Source organism: Oceanobacter mangrovi, from assembly GCF_019740315.1.
Classification (GTDB): Bacteria; Pseudomonadota; Gammaproteobacteria; order Pseudomonadales; family Oceanobacteraceae; genus Oceanobacter; species Oceanobacter mangrovi.
The window spans coordinates 551,516-573,203 of sequence record NZ_JAHXZR010000002.1 but is presented as its reverse complement, the minus strand read 5'-3'; the positions used below and the strand labels follow the sequence as shown (position 1 = coordinate 573,203).

Below are 21,688 nucleotides of genomic sequence, written 5' to 3'. Positions count from 1 at the left end.
CCATCAAATGCAAGGATTTCGTCAGAATTGCCACTGGATGGGGGGTTAAAGTCAATTGCCACTGGATAACAACAATCAGGCAAGGAGTCCCGCATATGTCATCACCCCGCCAGCCCAACATCTTGCTCATCATGACCGATGAGGAGCGATTTCCACCGCATTACGAAGGACAGGAGGTTGCCGATTATCGCGCCAAACACATGCCTGGTCGTCAAAAAATCCGCCAGGCATCGGTTAGTTTTCAGCGCCACTACGCCGCCAGCACCGCTTGCGAACCGAGCCGGGCATCGCTGTTTACCGGTCACTACCCATCCCTTCACGGCGTTAGTCAAACCAGTGGCATGGCCAAGAGTTCATCCGATCCCGGCTTGTTCTGGTTGCCACCCAATACCGTGCCAACCATTGGTAACTGGCTCAAAGCCGCTGGCCAATATCGCACCTATTACCACGGCAAATGGCACATATCTGATCAGGACCTGACGATTCCTGGTAGTCACACGGGATTGCTGACCACTGACAGCCAGGGAAATAACTTCCCGCAACGCGAAGCTTTATATCGCAATGCCGATCGCTTGCAAGACTACGGTTTCCATGGCTGGATCGGCCCCGAGCCTCACGGCTCGCTGGCCGCCAACTCTGGCACCATTCGAGACCCGGGCTTCGCCCAACAAACTATTGAGATGCTGAAAGAGCTTGAAGCGGAAGCCAGGGTAAATGCCGATTACCAGCCGTGGATGGCAGTCTGTTCGTTTGTGAACCCACACGACATCGTATTCTCTGGCCAGTCATGGAAGATGATCGGCCTGCAACAACCGGACCTGTCAGGCATTCCGGTGATCAATCCACCAACCCGCCATGAAAATCTGGCCACCAAGCCTCGCTGCCAGAAAGACTATGTGCTGGATTACGGTTTGATGTTCTATCGCCAGCCCACCATGGACAGCTATTACCAGCTGTATCTGTACCTGCAATCAAAAGTTGATGCCCTGATTGACTCGGTCTACACCACCCTGAGCGAATGCCCCAGCCTGTTCAGCGACACCATTGTGATCTTCACCTCGGACCACGGTGATGTGCTTGGTGCCCATGGTGGAATGCACCAGAAATGGTACAACGCCTATGATGAGTGCCTGCGCGTGCCGCTGTATATCTCCACCCCACAGCAGCGGGCTTCGGGCACAGCCCGCACTGAAGACGGCCCCACCAGTCATGTCGATTTGCTTCCAACGATTCTACAGCTGGCCGGAGTGGACACCGCAGTGACAGCCCACACCCTGGCTGAAGATCACACCGAAGTTCATCTTCCGGTTGGTCGCAGCCTGGTACCGCAGCTGAACGGTGACAGCACTGCTGACAAGCCGATTTATTTCATGACCGATGACGAAGTTGATGAGGGGCTGAACGAAATCAGCGCGCCCAAAATCACCGAAATGTTTTTTACCGAAGCAGCCGCTGGCGACAACAAAAGCTGGCAATCAGCACTGACGTCAGGACTGGCCCAACGAGCAACACAACAGCCCTATCGCCCGGTTATTGAACCCCACCATATTGAAACTGTGATTGCGCGTATTGATGGCACCCTCTACAAACTGAGTCGTTACTTTGAAAACCCGCGTTTCGTCGGAAATGCCGTCGGCAACCCGGACCAGACAGCGGCACAATACTACGTGCCTGATGAGTGGGAAATGTATGACCTGGACCGCGATCCATCCGAGACCAACAATCTGCTGTCCGGGCTGGCCTCACCAGAACCTTGTGCACAACTGATAGCGCAATTGAAAGCCTTGCTGGTCGAACAGCGCCAAACCAAGCGCTTGCGCCCAACTACATTAAACATCAACGCAGAAATGCCCCACTGACCTCTTTTGAGTAGCGCCGGTTTCGTCTGCACCACCAATCCCGCAGTCAGGCCGGTTAGCTACTCATCCCATCAGCCATCCACTGTTTCACTGACATAAGATGACACGTCAATCTTCGACAAACCGTTAAACTCCTGTCGATGAAAAGAAGCTATTTCCTTCGCTTCACATTTGCGCAAACGACGTAAGGAATACAGTAGTGGGCTTGATTGATGCATGGAACAAACGTAAGGCTGTGAGAGTTTTTGAGAAAAAACTGGGAGATCAACTGGGGGTTGAATGGGGAGTAAAAAATAGATACCAGCGTCAGCAGGTAAAGCAAACCATTGCCCGGCACTACCCGGAACACGCAATCTATACCTCCTCTGCTGTGTATTTCTGGTGCAGCAAGCAGCAATACAAATTGTACTGTACAGAGCATGGCATCCCGCTGGATGCCAGAGAAGTCCCTCGATCATCCCCTCGGGATAACACCCTTTATGGAGATGACGGTGACTCCTCCTTCGATGGCGGAGGCGACTCCAGCGACTGTGATTTTTCCAGCGACTGCGGCGGCGGAGGCGGCGAATAAACATCCGCCGCCATGAAATTGCTTCAGTCAGATTTGGACGATTTAACAATCATCACCAGCATCAGCTTTTTGGGGCCCCGGCAATCGCCGTGGCAGTGCGTTCAAAAGTAAAGCCAATACGCTCCATCATGCCTTCAACCAAAGTCAGATTGGCAGTCGATACCCCGCTACTTGCAAGCGCCTGCCGTAAGTTGTCGCTGGCCCGGCGAAAGTTGGTGTTGAGCTGGCCATCAGCGCTGAGCAAATAGGCTTCAGACAACGCCTGTTGCCACTCCTGCAGACATTGCTGCACTGGCGGCGTAAAGACTTCATCAGTCACCAGCCGTCGCAATCGCATGGATACATGCCCAAGGTTCAGGCCAGTCAGGCCCAGGTCGGTAATGTGTCGCTGCGAACTGCCACTGCTGCGATCAGACAAGGCCAGCTTCAGCAAGCGATCTCCCATACGACTGTTAAACCAATCCTCCGGCCGTTCGCGGGGTTCGGCAAGCTCCAGCAGATCCCTGGCAGTTGCCTTCAGCAGACGCTGCTGCATGGTGTGATCTCCCGGTGGCGTTATCAGTCGAAAAACCCAATAAAGAACCACTACACCGGTCAGCACACCAAATGCCGTACTCAGTGATGAAGCCGCATTAAAAGCCATGCCATTACCGGGTTGCAGAATAATGGTCATGGGTATCAGGAAACCCAGGCCATAAGGCAGCGTTGGCCGATTGGCCAGCGCCAGCAAACCCGGGAAATACACTGCTGACATCACCAGAATCAGCATTTCCCAGTCACGGCTGGATTGTGACAACAACCCCAGCACCAGCATGCCAACCACTGCAGCAGCCATAACGCCATGCACCAGTCGTGTTACCACCACAGGAATCATTGCTGAAGGCAACCGGGCGAACATAATCGAGAAGACTACCGGCATGATCATTAACATCATGGCCGCAGTACTGGCGGTGTAGACCCAGACCACCGCACCGATGCCAAACACCAACATGGAGCGGGATGCATTGACTGCCGCAACCAGCCAGTCGCGATAGCTTTCGATACTGCTGGCTTTCAGCAAGGTTTGGTCCGGGTATTCCAGAGCCTGATAGGCGCGCAAAACCACGATCAATTCAGCGACCAGGTCAGCAGCAATTTTGGCCAACCGAAATTGCAGCGGCGATGAAAATGTTTGCTCCTTCTGCAAGCGGCGCAGTTGCTGGCGTAGCTCTTGCGCCTGCTTACGGGCGACTTCGTAGTCGCGGGTTTCACGCATGGCATCAAAGCTGGTCACCATAGTCGCCAGCCACTGCCGATACCAGGCTTCAACCTGATCGGGATAGTTGCGCTGGAAGCGCCCAAGAATCTGCACTTCTGCCAGCAACGACATTACCCGATTGCACAGCAAACTGGCCGCTCGTCCATGCCCTGGCCCTTCCGGGCCTTCAAAGGTCACCGCGCTGGCGTCATCCGTGACGGCCATCAAGCCGTCGAGAATCAGGTCTGCGTGCGCATGACGTTCTTCATGAGAGCTGTTCTCGCTGAGTTCCAGCGACATATAGGCCAGCGTCTCATTAACAATCAGCTGGCCGCCTTTACGCAGTCCGGCCTTCACACTGACAGGCCACAACAACTGGCTCACCAGCACCGCGCAGGCCGCGCCGACAATCAGCTCGGCAACCCGTGCATGGGCGATTTCATAGACACTGGCACTGCTGGCTGATGACGCATCCAGCATGGTCAGCAATACCACCAGAGCCGCCGACATGCCCGCCATTGCAAAACCATAGGTGTAATTTACGCTGCGAACTGTCGTTGACAATGCCGAGTGCAGGCCGATCCACAGAGCTACCGCGCCCAGTGCCAGGGCTGGATATGGCATAAATGCCGCCAGAATACCGATGCCAACCAGAGCACCAATCAGTGTACCGCCGATCTGGATCAGGCCCTTCTGGATCACCAGACCGGTTTCCGGTCGCACCTGCAAAAACACAGCAGAAACGACTGCCCATGACGGCCGCTCCAACCCCAGCGCCATGGCGACCAGCAAGGCCAACGCCATGGAAATCACACCTTTGATGGCAAAGATCAGCGCACTTCGGTCCGGTAGCAACAAGCTTCCTGTCAGCGGGTGCATAACACGTGTCAGTCTTGCTGCAAATGTATAGATGCGGTCATGCCAGCACTGAGATGAACGCCATCAGGAACAGATTCCAGTTCGATATCAACGGGGATCCTTTGTGCCAATCGTACCCAGTTAAAGGTTTGCTGAATCTGTGGCAGCAACTGACCATCCGCAATCGTATTGGCATTGGCGATGCCCTGACCAATGGTGCGAACCCGACCAATCAAAGGCTTGCTGTAACCCATCAGATAGATAGTCGCCAGCTGTCCTTCACGCACGCGCTGGATTTTGGTTTCTTCAAAATAGCCAGTGACATAAAAAGACCCGGCTTTGACCATCGACAGCACTGCCTTGCCCTGAGCAACATAGTTGCCACTGTTCAGATTCAGGTTAATGATGGTGCCGTCTGCTGGCGCCTGTACCCGGGTACGAGTAAGGTTGATCTGATCCGCTGCGAGTTTCGCTTGTGCCAGCGCCAGACTGGCTTGTGCCGAGTCGGTTTTGATGCGGTAGGATTCCAGGTCTTCTGAGCTGATTGCTTTTGAGGAAGTCAGCTGCTGTCGCCGCTGGTATTGGTGTTGGGCCAGTTCAAGGGCGTAACGTGCTTCTTCTACGGCAGCTTTGTCTTCAATTACTGCCGCCTGATAGCGCTGGTCATCCACTGCAAAAAGCAAGTCGCCCTTTTTTACCGCCTGGTTGTTGGCCGCAGACAGCTGTGTAATCCAGCCAGAGACGTCCGGCGCAATCGTAATAACATCGGCCCGAATTCGACCGTCGCGAGTCCAGGGAGAATACAGATAATGATCCCAGACCCATTTGCCTGTCAGTAAGGCTGCCGCCACGACGACTAACGTGATAGCAATCCGGATACTGTTTTTCATCGCCTCAGCGCCCTCCTATCCACACAACCAGGCCGATGTAACACACCAGCATCGACAGATCGAACCAGGCTGGCTTCCATATCCATTGTCTTAAATTAAACTTGTGCATCAGCCATTGCGTCAGCCAGTACAACAAGAATGCGATTGGAACAAACACCACCATCGGGCTGAACAGCATCCCGGCAAACGAAAATTCATGCAGCATTGTTTCATCTCCAGGTGCGGCAATTACCCCAGAGAATAATAGAGGATAGTTTCAGTTCCCTGCCAGCACTGCATATCACTGTTCCCAATACCCTGCAGTGCCGTGGCTTGTTACTCATCAGCCGTTTTATCGGTAGTCAACAAAGGGGCTCGACCAGCTCCTAAATGTCGTTCAATGATTTTGCTTGGCAAGGACGACTTGCCATCCAGATAACGCATAGCGGTGCGGGTATCGCGCCAGCCAATCCATTCCGTCAGCTCGGCCACGGACGCTCCCGAATCGATAATCCAGTTGGCCACACCACGACGCATACTATGACTGGAGTATTCGGTAGCATCGACACCGGCTTTCTGGAACAGGCTTTTAATCATTTTATTAACGGAGTTCGGATGAATGTGCTGGCTGGAGATTTCACCCCAGCGCGAAACCGCAGCAAACAGCGGCGCATCACTATTCAGAAAGGTCGGCCGTGCGACTCCATGAAAACCAGCTTCCAGCCAGGTTCGGATAGCCTCCATCGGGCACAGGTTCGCCAGCGACTCCAGCTTTTTAACCTGCCCCAAGCCTTCACGATCCGTTTTCGACTTGGCTAGATAGAGTTCCATATATGGCACTTCAGCATCCCAGTGCAGCGTCACATCACACACCCGCAGGCCAATTAGCTCGCTGGAGCGCAGGCCAAACCAGAAAGATGTCAATAACATTGCCTTGTCTCTGAGTGCCTGGCGAAAAACTGGCGGGCTCTCAGTGTTATGCAGGGCTTGTTGATCCAGCCAATTCACCACCTGATGAATAAGTCGTAAAGGAGCCGGCCGGGCCTGTTTTTGTTTTCGGCCGTATTTACGCCGAATGCCTCGCATCACCTGCCGCACCAGCTCACTGTCATTTGGATTGGTCGCAAAACCATTTTCCTTATGCCAACGCCCCAGCAAAACCCGCCGCTGTTCCAGAGTCGCGACACTTAACTCGCCCGCGTAACGAACCAGATAGTTTTTCAACTGCTCGCCGGTGCATGGCAGCAAACCACCGTATTCCAGGGTGAAGTGATTCACAGCCCCCTCTATCGCCCGCCGGGTATTAACACTTTCGGATGCGTCCAGAATCGCCGCTTCCTTGGCCAATATGTCCAGCTCGGCGGCGCGGCCTTGATGGAGGGCATCTTGCTGATCGGATTGTTTGTTCATCTTGCACTCCTGGCTTCACCGCAATGCTATCCCAATCCTTACAAAAAATTAAGACGTGATAATGTTCTATTATCAAGTCTTTACTTTTTAAATAACTGGTCGTTTAAAAATAAGTTTCTTATCTTTTTTCATGTCACATGAAATACTACAATTAAAACACTTTTGAGATGCCAGTCAGCCCGGAGCGCAACCATGGCCAGACCCCCAGTAATCGGCTACAACGACGTCGAAAGCGCCGTCAAAACCCTCCGGGAACAACACAAACCGATCAATCCCTATCAGATCCGCCAGCTATTGGGAAAAGGCTCGGAAGCCAAAATTCTGTACTTTCTGAAAGGCATGGATCTTGACCCCGAAGACATGCAAACAGACCCCCTCACCCGCCGTCTGGCTGGACTACTCAAGCCAGTAGCCATGGAACTGCGAGAGGAGTTGTCAGACCAGCTCGAACAGTGCCGAGCAGAATTCGAGCAACAACTGCAACAAGCCAACAACAAAGCCAATGAGCAAAAAAACCTTGCAGAAACCCTGCAAAAGGAACTCAACGAACTGAAAAAGCTGGCCCAAAACCAGGCAGAAACCATCGAAAAGCAGCGAGAAGCAGAAAAAAGACAGACAGCCGAGCTGGCCAGCAGTCATCACCAGCAAGAACTATTGAGGCGGGATATACAGAACCAACAGACCAAACTCGCCGAGAAAAATGAGCAGATGCAGAAGCTGCAAGCAAATCATCAACACCAACTAACCAGCCTACGAGATGAACATCAGCAGGATAAACAAGAAAAGCGTCAGCTGATTGAACAGCTCAACCAATCCATCCAGCAGCAGGCTATTCACACACAACAGGAAATGGCCAGTCACCAGACCACCCGACAGGAACTACGCCAGGCTTATGAAAAGTTGGGAGCCAGCATGGAGAAAAACCAAAGCCTGAGTGATCAGATTGTTGAGCTTCGAGAGGATAAAAAGCACCTTGAAGTAGAATTGGCTGAAGTCAGAGATGTGAGGCTGAAGCAGGATGAAAAAATTGCCGAGCTTGTGGATGAGATACACCTCCATAAAAATGTGCTGAAAATCTACTCCTCCAAGCTTCAAGAAAAATTATGAAATACCGTAAAGAAAGGCCACAATTGAACTATCCGACCCTATATGTACCATTTGCATGATCGCTAGTAATTTCAAAAGCATGCCAATGTTATACCGGGTTATTATTTCGATCTTAAAAGGAAGGTTATGAAAGGCATTCAATTTTTCACTGAAGATGCTGAATCAAAAAACGTAGCAAGCAAGGTCAACCTTTCAGTATTGACGGATTTGAATCAGGGCTTCGACGAACCAGATCTTATTGATGATATTGACATTAACACCCTCAATAAACGTGATAAAAAAATACTCATTATTCAAGATCCTGTTGCAAGATTCATATCGAATTATAAAAAATTAATTGAAGATGGCGTTCTCTCTTCAGCAGAGCCCCTGTCTGAGCCAAATCTAGCGACCCTCCCCAAAAGCCCATCACTAGAATATTTTATCGACAATCTCGAATCATACGAGGCCATTCCAGAGGTACACCAAAGAATCCATTCCTTAAAAAAAATTCTTAACGGCAAATCTCTAGATTTCTTCAATCATATTTATAAAACCCATAATATTGAATCTCTTCTCAGAAGCCTGCCGAATGAGGCATCCTTAAGAATCAAAGCTTTAATACCATTTTTCTCCACTGAAATTCCAAAGCTATCAAGCGAACGACTAAACAAACTTCTATCTTTTTACGAAGATGATTTCAACCTACTATTAGGGTACTACAGCAGAATAAGTACGATTGAATATCATACTGAGAAATGTTTTTCAGTAATCAGCTCCGACCTTGAAGTTCGCCCTTTTATAATCTGGACATTCAGAAGAGCCGGAGGAACCAATCTCGCAAGCGCAATGTTTAAAGAATCATACTACAGCCCAATAGAGCACGAGCCATTCAACTCAGACAGAGTTTGGGGTGATGCTGTCATTGACTGGATAAATACAAAAGATACGATTTTGCTCTTCAAGAAGATTCACCAATGCTTGGCAGAGAAGAGGCTGATTAAACATTGCATGGAGATCATGCCATCAACTTTAAATGCAGCACTAATGGAATTATCCATCCGTCATGGTTACAACCATGTTTTCCTATACAGGGAGCACCCGACAGATAGGTTATTAAGCCTTAACTATGCATCCCTGACAGGTATATGGGGCCCAATCCAGAAAAAAGAAATCAGAGTTGATGAGTCGATTTTTGATACACCTATCGATATAGATAAGCTCTTAGGACACGAGAAGGTGTGTCGTCAGAAAATGCGCTCCATATACAAAGCATTGAAAATATCCGGGCAAGCACCAATAAATCTTAGCTTTGAGCAACTATATGAAAACAAATCTTTCGAACACTCAAAGTATCTGGTTAAAAATACTTTCGAAAACCTTTCAATAAATCCAGCCTCCCTTACGGCTGGATTTTTCTCTAAAACACTAAAACGCGGCAGCCAAGGAACCAAGAATGACTACACGCGATTCCCTGGAGCAGAAGAATTCATTCAGGAATCAAAAAAGCTACCGTCCTTCTTATTAAATAAAGCTCCTGCCAAAGTAGCTTCTGAAAAGATTGAAAATATCCTTCACTTTGAAGTCTGGAAACCTGTAAATTCAGCCAGGCCAGACGAGTTCTTTTTAACCGGTATATTGCTAACGGAAAACGAATCAGAACTCCGCGCATACAACCAAGGTTCAAACCTGGAAATCAATGCCGAATTTAATCTACACTCCCAACGTATAAAAAGCCTTTTTCCAAGCATAAAAAGCGCATCGAACTGCAGATTCATTATTGGTCCAATTTCCAGAGGTGCATCAATCACAATAGAAGAAAGCCAAAATAATTCCCCAATAGCAAAATTCCATATAAAATAATAATTTTACAGCCCTTGCCAATCATGGCAAGGGTGGTTATTTTAAGAATCCATGACTAGAGATATACAAACTACAAGGACCTGATTTTTCTTTTATATTCAGATATTTTTTTTCGTATAAAGGGTCCATCAGGACGAATCTTCTCAGCCAAAAGCATTAATGATAGGGCTTTTTTTAAATCAGTATTTTCAAGCGCTACAGCACCATCCCTCAAGGCATCAGCATACTCATCAGACAAAGGGAAAACCTTTCTGTTCACTATCGAGAAAATCTCAACCATTGAGTCTATGTTAAAATCTTTATCAGACAGAGTACTATCAACAGCTTTTGAAGCTGGTTCAAAAAGCGCTCCCGAACCGCCTAAAAACGCCTCATTGACAAGCACATTTGAATCGTAAAACGTTTCGTATATTCTAACCTTGACATCTTCTGGGATGGACAACCCCTTGCCCTTGAAATTTTCGTAAATAAAATCAATTGCTTCTACTCGCGCCAAGTCGACATATCCATGATCTGTATACTTAGGCAAAACCACATTCACCGCGCGGCCCAGAAACATTCCTAGCATACTAAGAGATTCATTCTGAATCTCAAAATCTCTATTTACATATTGAGGTAGCTCATCATTTAACAGAGAGAAAAAATCATCGAGCAAATCGCCATTTCTAAAAAATTTCCGGTCAAACTTCCTAACAAAGAGGTTTTCAGATCCGAATATAGATGCCCAATTACTAAGCATTTCATAGTAGTTATAATAATTATTGTCAACACTACAGCGAGAAAAAAAGATATCTGGATCTGGATTAAGTCCCGCCTTGATGGCTGTAGAATACAACGAGTTACATGTTTGCGCCTGTTCCCGTAAGTAGCAAATGATACGCACTTGATCAAAAAATGGAGCCAGCACTTCGGACACTGCTATTATTTCAGCAAGGGTATTAGTTCTGGAATGGAAATGTTCACTGGAGATAAGTACCGTATGTATCGATTCACCCAGAGAATTTATTTCGGTCGCAAACCTATCCAGAAAATCCGCCCTGAACCTTTCTTTTAATTCAATACTGGTTATTTGACGATCTTTGAAAAAATCATCATATTTCTCATCTGCCATGCAACTGGAAGGGAAATGCCTATTATTTTTTTCACCAGCACATTGCAAGAAATGAATACCAAATCCAGACAAAAGCTCTCTATTCAAGTAGAGAGCTTCCTGAATTGAGGTGGTTCCTGTTTTTTCTGTTCCAATATGTAAAATAGCAGTTCTTTTCATTTAACCCTCGACTCAGCAGAAACCAACATTATTTCAATGCTCGCTTGCGCAAAATGTTTTCATCTACTTCCTGTTTATTCCCTTGCGAACCAGTCCGTCCCTTCTCCGATGAGAGGCGCCTCGCATTTAACGCTTTCTGAGCGAGACGCCTTTTATGTGCTCGTTTTTGTTTTCCGCCAGAGCGAAGAAGGCGCCGTCCATCAACTCCAATTTCGGTTCTCTCGACAATTTTCTTGATAGCCTCACCATCTGGTCGAAGCTTCAAAGCCTTACTAGCAACACTATGCGCCTGCGCATACTTTCCTGTACGCTCCAATAGCCGCGCAAGCTCTCTTAACACATCAGCCTGGGAAGCTTTAGGCTGCAAAACAGAGTTTAACTCATCCTGGGTCAGTCCAGCTCCACCTCCCGTTAATGAGATATCGCGAAAAGGAATTCGAAGCCAGCTGGCGAGCTGATACATTTCATAAGCATTATTACCCTCTCTCAATGCATCAAGCGTCCTGATTTTCAGGTAAGAATGTAACTGCTCATCCCCAAGAACAATCTGGGCTACATTTTCAACAGTTTCATACATAGATCCGGAAGTTGTTTCATCGCTGTACGGTATATCAATGGAATAAAGCTCTGAAATTTCATCGACTATAGGCTGATATATAGCTTTCAGCTCGTCAAAAAGCTCGTTGCCTAGAAGATCATGAAGACTAGGCCTGACTGGCAATTTTTGATCCGAGTAAGCCTGCAAAATTAAATCAAGCTTGCCGTTCAAGCGAACTTGATCACGATCTAAGATAAGATTAACAATCCGCTTAAACTCAATAGCCGCTGGAGTATAGCTATGGTTTATTCGCGGTGCTGGCTTCTCATATGGCAATCCGAGCAGCGTACAAATTTCTCCTGGAGAATCCGTGCTACTACTCTGAAGCTCAGTATAAGGGATAAGTATGACCCTATCTATTCCGAACAGCTCTGCCCACCTCAATAGAATCTTCCCGGTGACACCATCCTGAGAGCGATGCCCTTCATGCTGAGCCAAAAATGAAATTGGGTGTGGAGAATAATGCCGTTTGACACCCTGGTTATAATAACTCTTAAATGCTTCCAGTGGATGTCTGAAAAAACTTATAATCTGAACATTCAGGCCTTCCAGAACCTTGAAAATACCCTCCGGCTGAGTAAAGAATATCTCACCCGACAGGATCAACGTACAATTTTTCTTGTCAGCTTCAGACATGAAGCCATCAACGATAGCTCTCGCTTTACTGAAGTTTTCATTATCAATTTCCACCCCTATTCGCCCGTGGCCACCAGATATGCCGTTAACATCAAGACCATGAGGGGGGTAATATATCCCATACCTCTGAAAGCTTTCAGAGTTATTTGTGAAATAGTTTTGAATTGCAGAGGATCCGGTCTTGGGAGACCCAATATGCAATATTAATCTTTTTCCTGGAGAGGGCTGGGCTAGAAACTTTCCGACACCGCCAACAACAAGAGCTTTCATTTTAGAGTACATGATCGATTATCTCATAACTGGATTTTGAAAGATCGAAATTAGGATTGTAATATGGATCGCTATCAAGAGATGTTCCCCACTTACTCCTCATATACTCAATTTCTTTTCTAAATCGAGCTTTCTTTTCGGGCGTAATCTCATAGCCCCTAGAAGCAGATTCATGATGATACAGGCATGCGTATGGGGTCCATACATTTCGGTACCCGGAATCCCTGACGCGAATACAAAAATCTATATCATTAAAAGCCACAGGCAAGCCCTCATCCAACCCTCCTACTGATGTGTAAATTTCTTTTTGGACGACGAGGCATGCAGCGGTCACAGCAGATACATTATTAGTTATTAATAATCGATCAAAATATCCAGAATCAAACCTTCCAGCGCCAGAACAACTATGGCCAGCAACACCACCGATCCCTAAAATAACACCGCCATGCTGCAGCGTATTATCAGGATAGAGTAACTTGGCACCAACGCAGCCAATTCCAGGCTTCAGAGCCAATCCTACCATTTCGTTCAACCAATCAGCTTCAATGATTTCAATATCATTATTCAACAAACAAATAACTTCTCCTGTAGCCACTTCTACAGCCATGTTATTTAACCTGGAGAAGTTAAAATCAATTGGAGCTTCAACTATTTTTACTCCTTCAATAGACTTAATCGCATCAAAATATATCAACGTCTCAGTACAGTCCGATCCGTTATCAACTACAACCACTTCAAAATCCGGATAGATCGTCTTTTCCAGCAAGGAGTCAATACACACCCTCAGTAAATCCACTCTGTTCTTTGTCGGAATTATAATGCTGACCTTAGGCAGACAACCATGATATTCCAGTCTGTAGGTATTAGGAGAAACTCCAAACTCAGCTTTAAATGGTATTTCAGAGATCTTACAGTAATCTTTCAATGACTTGAGCCCCGCATTCCATGTGTACGATTTCTCACTTCCAGACAAGGCTGTAGAACCAGGGTGTGCCCGCCAGTGATATAGAATTTTGGGGATATGAATAACATTTTGAGGATCTAGAAAGCAGGATACACGAAGCAGTAAATCATAATCCTGAGCTCCTTCATATCCCTGCCGCAAGCATCCAACTTTTTTTATTAAACTAAGCTTCAATACTGTTAAATGCGAGATATAGTTCTGGGAAAGCAATGTTTCCGGGCTATAATCAGGCTTAAAATGTGGAGAATATCGAACATCATTCTCATCAACCTTATCTTCATCAGAATATATCAATAAGGCTTCTGGATTATTAAGTAAAGCATTCTGAATTTCAGCTACAGCATTGGGGCTAAGAAGATCATCCTGATCCATAAACGCGACATATTCTGAATCAGCAATCATCAACCCAGAATTGGTTGCCTCTGATATATGCCCATTAACCTCTCGCCGTACCATTTTTATTTTTTGACAAGATCTAACCAACTCTTCAAGATACTTAACGACTTCAGGATCAGTCGAACAATCATCAACAACTACAAGCTCCCAATCTAAAGATGTCTGATTCAATACGGAGTTGATGGCCCTTTTCAAATACCTGAGATCAGGGTTATAAACCGGTATAACTATACTTATAGTGGGGATATTTTTGGAAGAATCCTTCATCACCCACATAAACGGTTCGACGTATTCAATCCATCCTCTATAGTCAGCCAAGGTTCCCATAGAAAATTTCAAATTATATTTATCAAAAATAGATTTAATCTGGCTACGTGGAAAATGTCCACCCAGCTTTCGATTCATTCGTGCGCAGGCGAATTTACGGGATACCTTTACGAATCTGAGCTCCAATACAGTGGCATCAGAATTATCCAGGCAAAGAAAATCTAGACTCTTTATACTATTTTTGAAATATAATATTCGCTTATTCGTTGAGTTCGCCTTCAATACTGGCAACGCCATCCTGACTGATGGATTATCACACAATACCAAACAGGCTTTAATACTAGATGATGAAGGATTGGTAATTTCTATCATGTACCATCCACTAAACACTCGACACCAGGAGTCCAGTAAAACCTTATAAACCCCAGAGACTTTGGCAGACTCATTCAGAGCAAGAAAAGCTCTCCTCCTCGCAAAAAGCCATGCCATCAAGCTATTCATCATACTATTAGAACCCAAGCTAACCACAGAGACAGACAAATTCAATGAAAAGAATCCAGAAATATGAAGAAAAACAGTTTCTGGTCATATTTTTCCCTACTAAAAGATGCTTAAACAGGATACCCGGACTGTTTCGAGCAGACCAGGTATCTCTCCTAGCCTACAACTCAATCAGTAGTGGTAAATACCTTATCCATATACCCACTTTCAACCAGAGAAGATGAGCCATGATATTTCCTGGAGCATTCAGACGAATAGATCTGATTCAAAGCGCCACTACCTAACATTTTCATATATCTCTTATACTCTTTCGCACCATTCCAGTGCTGCCCAGCTTCAACCTCTCGAACAACCTTTCGATGAAATCCCGAATGATATTTAAAATGCATGATTGCACATTTCTGGTCAAAAACTACGCAACCATCAATAAAATGAAGACCTTCTACAAAACGCATTTCAGGATTGTAACGAATAAAGTTATATTTTTGATTCAAGTAATTGGGGGCTGGATAGAGGTTGTACTTTCCAAATATACGCTCCCTCATACCACCTGAAAAGACCATAGAATTACTAAATGGCCCATATTCAGGGAGACCTTGAATCCTCATCGTGGATATATCATCAAAGTAATCACATACATCAAAAAATGAACTTTCATCCTGTGGTAATACAGCAGCGTCCAGATGTCCTTTGGGATAAAAATCAACCATAGGAGACAAAACCGCATTAGCGCCAGACATCTCCAACTGAGAAACCAAGTCACCAATGCTACGATTTTCAAAGTCATCAAATACAAAAAGTTCATCTGAATCGATCAGCAGCGTCCACTTGCCAACACAATAATGAGAACACAATGTCTCCTGCCAATTAACCCCAAATCTTGAGAAGCGATAATCCTGACTAGCTACAAAAACAGATACATCCGACTGCTCCAACATATAACCAAGTGATTCATCACGTGAGCAATTATCTACATAAAGGAAGTGTTCAACACCAAGCTTTCTGTGATGAGCCAGCAAACCTGGAAATAATTCACTTTCATTTTTTCCAACAATAATAGCAACAACACGGGACTTTCGAATCGCCCATTCATCAACCTTCAGGATTTCAAGAATTGGAGATAACCCTTCCACTCCCAACCATTCGGGCTTCATATGATCAATAGAATCTCGATATATAAGAGCAGGTAGACTGGTATTTTTCAAATGCAAGCCTAATCCAACATTTAATCTGGTCTCGTCATCTTCGGTATGAAACACTTTTACGGGAACATCACTCCCTGGAATTAATCCGTAGTCCCATATCTGAACATCACGCCCCCCAGCAACGTTTCTTTTCACCGTAGTTCGGTAACCAGTGCCTGTTGGTTTAATGTTAGCCAATGACAATAAGTCACCGACAAGCTTATCTTCACAATAAGAGGCAGATACTAGCTGAGCAGATGATTGCAAAGACGCAACCTCCCCCAATTTTCTGATGGACTCTCGATTTAGAATATACCCAGTGGAACCATCACAATATCCTGACGTTTCAGGACTCAAATCAAGAGCACTCTTCGCTTTATCTGATTTTGATTTGGCTTGGTGCCATTTTCTATCAATCAAAGAACCGGTGGAGATTCGACCAAAATAATCACAACCCAGATAAGCCGGATCTCCGAACATATCCAGCACATTCAGAACGCAATCATCATCTATCTTATAGTAATAAGCATGATTACTGGTGTGCGAGGCATACTCGAACATTCTTAAGGTTTTCAAGGGAAGTTCTTCATAAGTGTCACCAACGGCAAGTGCCATTATATCATCTTCAATATAATCAACATCTACACCACCAACGACAATATTGTAAGAAATCCCGTAACGAGCCAAATCCTTTATCCATGTTTCTCGCAACACTTCATGTCGGGTATCCTTATATGCCTGACAACTATAGATGAGAACTTTACAGTAAGGAAACTGGCACAATTCCCTAACCAGCTTTGCGACCTTCTTACAACTCGTAGAATCTGAAAGATCAGTTAGCGTATAAAAATGTTGCTGCAGCACAGCATGCAAAGATGCCAATGCGCCGGAACAATCTTCGAACATTTGATCCAGGTCTTCTACGCCCTTAAACTGCTTTTCAGCAAGGTAAAGATATATAACTGCAAGATTATATTTATCCTGGGCGAATTCAATGTAGCACTCTTCATATTTAATCAGAAGTGCGCGAGCTTTCTCAGGGTCGAAAGACGCCAAAAATATTACTTCACTTAATGCCAGTCGAGTCAGATCAACCCTGTAATTGTAGGGCATGATTTCATAGCTCAAGCAGCTAGTCATCAGCTGTTCGATAAAACTACAAATTTGCTCATGCGAGCCATCATTATCCGCACGGGCCGTCAGTGCATCTCTGTACCAAGATGATAATGCATAGCCAGGTGAGTTATGCACCTGAAGCAAATCTTTCACCAGATAATTTTTTCTACCATCCCTTGATGCTGACAGCGCCCCCCATTTATCACCGATACTTTCCAGTACGTTAGCAACGTATCTGGAATCTGAAACACCCTTGCCATTGAGAAGAAAACGTGTCAAATCTAGAATGATTTTTTTTGCATCTGCCACCTGGTGTAGCTGATCAAGTTTAGAAAGCAAGAAAATTGCGTTTTCCACATCACCAGATGTTGTATCATCCATGCTAATGCTTTCAACAAACTCCAGTAAATGCCGACAAGGCAAATACAGATCTGCCATGACTTCATAGAGCTTCATATCAAACAGCTTTAGCCTTTCAAAATCCAGGTGAAAAGCATAATCCCGATTCATGCAATAGTGCTTTCTAACATTGCCTTCCAATATAATGGCATCATCAGTGAATTTGGAAAACCCTATATTCAAAAATCGAACAAGTACGTCGATAAAGGTTTTTTTGGTATGATCTTTTTTTTCCACGATATAGCGATGCATACTTTCAAAAGCATCTTTAAGGATGCTATATGATTTGGCATCAATATCATTATCCAAAATTTGATTAACAAGTAGCGAAAAAACATCAAGTTCAGCATAGGACTTTCTCCAAACTCCCCATGAGTATTCCCTCAACAGGGCAGCTGTGGACTCAATATTCTTGCCAAGCACATATTCCTGAGCTACCAGGTTCAGGGAATACCAACAATTTGACTTAACCAGCTCTTTAACTATTTCATTACGACCTCCTGCAACGCTACCTACCGGTAAATATATTGCAGGATCAACAGCAATAAATCTCAAGGTTTTAAGATCTTTCTTATACACCAAAGAGCCAGCTACAACGGGCCAATAGTCCTTTTTAGTCGCTGCATCCAGTGAAGACCATAGCCTGTTCGCTTCCTTCCAGTCTGAAGGGAAATTCTCGGCGAAATTGAATTTCTGTTCTTCTCTGCCGCAGCAACGTTCGATCAACTTATCTTTAACCCTGCTACTCTCAGCCAGCGAGTTATTTATCAACTCCTTAGCTTCAAAATACACCTTCCCTTGTAGCACAGGAACTACCCGGTTAATAAAAGGATGCTTAAAACAATCATCCTGAAGAATATTCAGAAAATCGCCGATAAAATCTATGCTATATACAATTCGTTCTAGCTGTTCGAGTGCTTTTTCGTCAAGATATTCTGACTTAAAGTCAATAAATACTGCCTTTTTTAATCCAGAATAATTATCTGGTAGCAACTTAAAAAATTCTTTCTCATAAAACATATTTAGAATGAAAAGCTTCTTATCATATGAGATATAAGACAGTGACTCTTCGCCAATCAAGGGAAGGACAGAAATGTAATCATTAACATCGTAACCAAGAGGAGCAAAAATAGACTCATAAAAATCTGAAAGAGCAATGCTCTTAACCTGGCCAACCATCCCGCCCCTACGACGTACGGCTATTAAAGCTTCATCCTTCCCTACCAATGCTGGCAATATATCCTGAACAGGAATGCTTACATCAAACCCTTTGCCATGGCTTAGCTCAGGGATGTTTAACAAGTCAGGGCGATTATCTGAGGCCTCAAAAGCATGTACATGAATGCCGTTTACAAAAATATCACATGAATACTTAATTCCGTTTTTTAACGATTTCTCGTACTCTGAATCTGCGACCCATCCACGAACTCTAAGGCCATCAACTTCATCAATACAACCCAAAACCCTATCCGATGAAATTATTTCAGAAAAAGAAGATTTTACGATGTTATCTCCATCATTAGACAACATTTTCTTTTTGCTTTTTCCAAAAATTTTTTTAATATTCACAATCAAACTCCCCTAAGCCTTCCAGATATCTGGCAATATAATCTGAAGCCCGCGCACCCAAAAAAACACCTGAATTACTAAAATCTTTCGAAGCATACTCAACAATTTGAGTTATAATATCTGCATCATCTATTGATAATGGCAACAGCAACCCACTACCCAGCTTCCTCAATCTTGACCCAATTGCCCCAATGTCTAGCGCAACCACTCTTTTGCCAAGGGCAATCACCTCACTGAGCGTATAGCTGTAAGTTTCTACGCACTCTCCAGGAAAGAGAACCACATCTATGTCTTGCAACAGGTCAGGCAATTGATGCGAGCTGAATTTCCCCTTAATGTCTACCGGGCCATGAGATCTTAAAAAATCATCATTGACGGTTTCGCCAATAATCTTGATATTCAGAGTGCGACCACCATTCACCCCCACGAGCCTGCACACCCTATAAAATCCTTTATGCACACCTAGGGAGCCAACAATCGCAATGTTAACTTTACGGGAGGATATCCCATGGACGGATACAACATCCACATCTGCACTCCGGTCTATATGTGGCAAAACATTAAGATTCTCTAGCGGAAAATACCTCAAAAGACGTTTTGACACATCGACATCCGGAACAAAAATCCTCCTTGCTGAAACTAAAAAGTCTCTGAATGAGTTACGCCAGCACTCAATATCATCATTAAAGACACTTGAGCTTAAATAGATAGCATCATTAAATCCATTTTTTTTGATACATCCATTACAACCAGCAGATGAATCAGGTTCGCTACAATATTTTCCTGCCGAGTCATACATTGACAGTCTGGGGCAGGCATAGAGGTAATCATGAATCTGCACCACATAAGGCGTTCCAGTATCTGCCGGCAATGCAAGAACCTTCAGATCAAATTGTGCGATATGGTGATAATCAATCCTGACCACATTCAAACAGGCAAGAAAGTTTTTAATGTCTTCGTACTCTTGCCTGAAGTCAAAATCGATTACAACACCCGAGACTGTGTCAATGAACCTCCATAAGCCATCCTTATTCTGATTGAGGATTACCGCTCTCTGTCCACTTGAGTTCAGCAGTTCAACCAACCCATCTGTCGCTACTTTTGTCCCCCCTCCAAAATTATGGGTAACAATAAGGATAGAAGGCATCGGCTCCCACAGCTCTTGCAGCAGCCTCTTTCCAAGTAAAACCCGAGTATGCCTTAAGACATTATTATCGATAAAATCCTGCACCAGCGAGCCATATTCAGGATAAAGCTTACTAAGTTTTGCCGCATTCTCTATTTGTAGTAGCTGCGCTTCACCAGCAAAAGAAACAGACCCATGGTGATATACAAAGGAGCTGAAAGTTACAACATTTCTCCAGCCCAGTGAGGCCGCCCTCATAGACAGATCATTTTCTTCTCCATACCCCCTCCCCCACAGCTGCTCATCAAAGCCGCCGACTTCATCCAGCATAGTCCGCTTCAGATACATACAGAAGCCATGTGCCGAAGGAATGTCTACAACATTCAGTTCAAGAAGTTGACATTGCTCATTTACCTTAGAAAGCATGCCAATATCTTTTGGGAAATCATTGACGACGCCTGGGACTGGATAGCCATATAAGGTTGCATTATTTGATGTAGGAGTGACCGTTCCGATAAATTGGTCAGTATTAGCAGCTTTTACCAAAGCATCAATCCACCAATCTGAAACCAACGTATCCGCATTGAGTAATATAACATCACACTCAGGATACATATCGATCCCCTTATTGGCTGAAAAAACAAAGCCTTTATTGACATCATTTGGGTAAAACTCAAAATTATATTCTTTGCTTAGCCTTTCCAGCTCAGTGGCCAGCCGTTTATCTGGCCCGCAGTCATATACCACTACAAGTCTATATTTGGCTTTATTTTTTGCATTAATTACACTTTCGACACACTGAATGGTTTCTAAATACCCACCATATACTGGTATAACAACACAAATCCCAGAAGCTTCTTCTGTATTATTCGAAGCGATGATTGAGGAGAATTTATCTCTTCCTCGCAAATGCCCCATCAGTGATGGCATAAGACGATTTCTAATATTACCATCAGATAAAAGCCTGCGAAGCTCTATCTGCGCCTGCATCATTTCTTTTATCAGAAATAAATCATTGGGGTTTTCATAAGATATTGGAATCAACAACTCCCTGTCAGCCGAGAAAAACTGAATTTTTCCTCCTTTTCGACTATAACAATAACTATCCACCTCAAACCCGACATGCGAGCTCTCACCATTACGGAACTCAACCCAGTTGTTACAGAAAATTTCGGCAACAACCTCACCATCAATCTCGATATATATGTTGTGAATTTGATCAGGGTTCGCAACATCTCGGATCCACCCACGATATCTCCCATTACCCAATTCGTTAAGTTCATACTCAATTTGGGCGGGCTGAACCACTAATGGAGAGCCTTGTAACATTCGGTTATCACGATGAAAACAGACATCAATAATTGCTTGTTCCGATCTCTGACAATAGCGACGTAAGTCAAGAGGAATAGCAAAAGCGCATTTACCAACCCCGGCTCGGAACAGATCTTGACGATATAAATCTGCTACTCCACTGACCGCCAAAGAACCGTTTACATACACATCCACTTCAGCGTCAGGGACTTCGCATTTAGCCCATCCCTGAACAAAGGTACCATCGTAGAAGTCAAGAACGCCTTCTGACCGAACCCCGCTTTTTTGCGTACGCTTATGCAGTCGTCGCAGCAAACTTCTTATGCTC

Annotated in this window: 13 protein-coding genes; 4 read left to right on the top strand and 9 right to left on the bottom strand. The window is 45.0% G+C overall.

From position 1 onward, the window contains the following. The first annotated feature begins 95 nt into the window (after positions 1-95). Entirely contained in the window at positions 96-1,859 is a 1,764-nt protein-coding gene (locus K6123_RS06440) for a sulfatase-like hydrolase/transferase (RefSeq protein WP_221795351.1), read from the top strand. Positions 1,860-2,058: 199 nt separating this feature from the next. Next, positions 2,059-2,430, top strand: a complete 372-nt coding sequence (locus K6123_RS06435) for a hypothetical protein (protein ID WP_221795348.1) — start codon at positions 2,059-2,061, stop codon at positions 2,428-2,430. 61 nt (positions 2,431-2,491) lie between these two features. Here K6123_RS06435 and K6123_RS06430 read toward each other — a convergent pair whose 3' ends face one another. From K6123_RS06430 to K6123_RS06415, 4 genes are all read right to left on the bottom strand, one after another. Then, positions 2,492-4,522 carry an FUSC family protein gene (locus K6123_RS06430; protein ID WP_221795345.1) on the bottom strand — a complete coding sequence of 677 codons (2,031 nt, stop codon included), beginning with the start codon at positions 4,520-4,522 and terminating at the stop codon, positions 2,492-2,494. Between the two features lie 32 nt (positions 4,523-4,554). After that, positions 4,555-5,415 (bottom strand): efflux RND transporter periplasmic adaptor subunit, encoded by an 861-nt coding sequence (locus tag K6123_RS06425; RefSeq protein ID WP_221795343.1) that lies wholly within the window; start codon positions 5,413-5,415, stop codon positions 4,555-4,557. 4 nt (positions 5,416-5,419) lie between these two features. After that, positions 5,420-5,620, bottom strand: coding sequence for a DUF1656 domain-containing protein (locus K6123_RS06420; RefSeq protein WP_221795341.1), 201 nt, complete (start codon positions 5,618-5,620; stop codon positions 5,420-5,422). A gap of 110 nt (positions 5,621-5,730) precedes the next feature. Then, positions 5,731-6,804, bottom strand: coding sequence for a site-specific integrase (locus tag K6123_RS06415; protein WP_221795339.1), 1,074 nt, complete (start codon positions 6,802-6,804; stop codon positions 5,731-5,733). A gap of 192 nt (positions 6,805-6,996) precedes the next feature. Here K6123_RS06415 and K6123_RS06410 point away from each other — a divergent pair, with 192 nt between their 5' ends. Both K6123_RS06410 and K6123_RS06405 read left to right on the top strand, forming a co-directional pair. Beyond that, on the top strand, positions 6,997-7,911 hold the full coding sequence (locus tag K6123_RS06410) for a coiled-coil domain-containing protein (RefSeq protein ID WP_221795336.1): 915 nt from the start codon (positions 6,997-6,999) through the stop codon (positions 7,909-7,911). A gap of 126 nt (positions 7,912-8,037) precedes the next feature. Beyond that, entirely contained in the window at positions 8,038-9,753 is a 1,716-nt protein-coding gene (locus tag K6123_RS06405; protein ID WP_221795332.1) for a hypothetical protein, read from the top strand. Between the two features lie 70 nt (positions 9,754-9,823). Here the strand turns inward: K6123_RS06405 and K6123_RS06400 are convergent, their stop codons facing one another. The 5 genes from K6123_RS06400 to K6123_RS06380 form a co-directional block, all read right to left on the bottom strand. Next, positions 9,824-11,023, bottom strand: coding sequence for a hypothetical protein (locus K6123_RS06400; protein WP_221795295.1), 1,200 nt, complete (start codon positions 11,021-11,023; stop codon positions 9,824-9,826). 28 nt (positions 11,024-11,051) lie between these two features. After that, positions 11,052-12,527, bottom strand: coding sequence for a tetratricopeptide repeat protein (locus K6123_RS06395; RefSeq protein ID WP_221795292.1), 1,476 nt, complete (start codon positions 12,525-12,527; stop codon positions 11,052-11,054). 1 nt (position 12,528) lies between these two features. After that, the gene (locus K6123_RS06390) at positions 12,529-14,526 is read right to left on the bottom strand and encodes a glycosyltransferase family 2 protein (RefSeq protein WP_221795291.1); all 1,998 of its coding nucleotides are present in this window, start codon (positions 14,524-14,526) and stop codon (positions 12,529-12,531) included. Positions 14,527-14,822: 296 nt separating this feature from the next. Continuing rightward, on the bottom strand, positions 14,823-18,923 hold the full coding sequence (locus tag K6123_RS23450; RefSeq protein WP_221795289.1) for a glycosyltransferase family 2 protein: 4,101 nt from the start codon (positions 18,921-18,923) through the stop codon (positions 14,823-14,825). Then, on the bottom strand, positions 18,913-21,675 hold the full coding sequence (locus tag K6123_RS06380) for a glycosyltransferase (protein WP_221795287.1): 2,763 nt from the start codon (positions 21,673-21,675) through the stop codon (positions 18,913-18,915). Before K6123_RS06380 ends, K6123_RS23450 begins: the two co-directional genes overlap by 11 nt. Positions 21,676-21,688 lie beyond the last annotated feature (13 nt).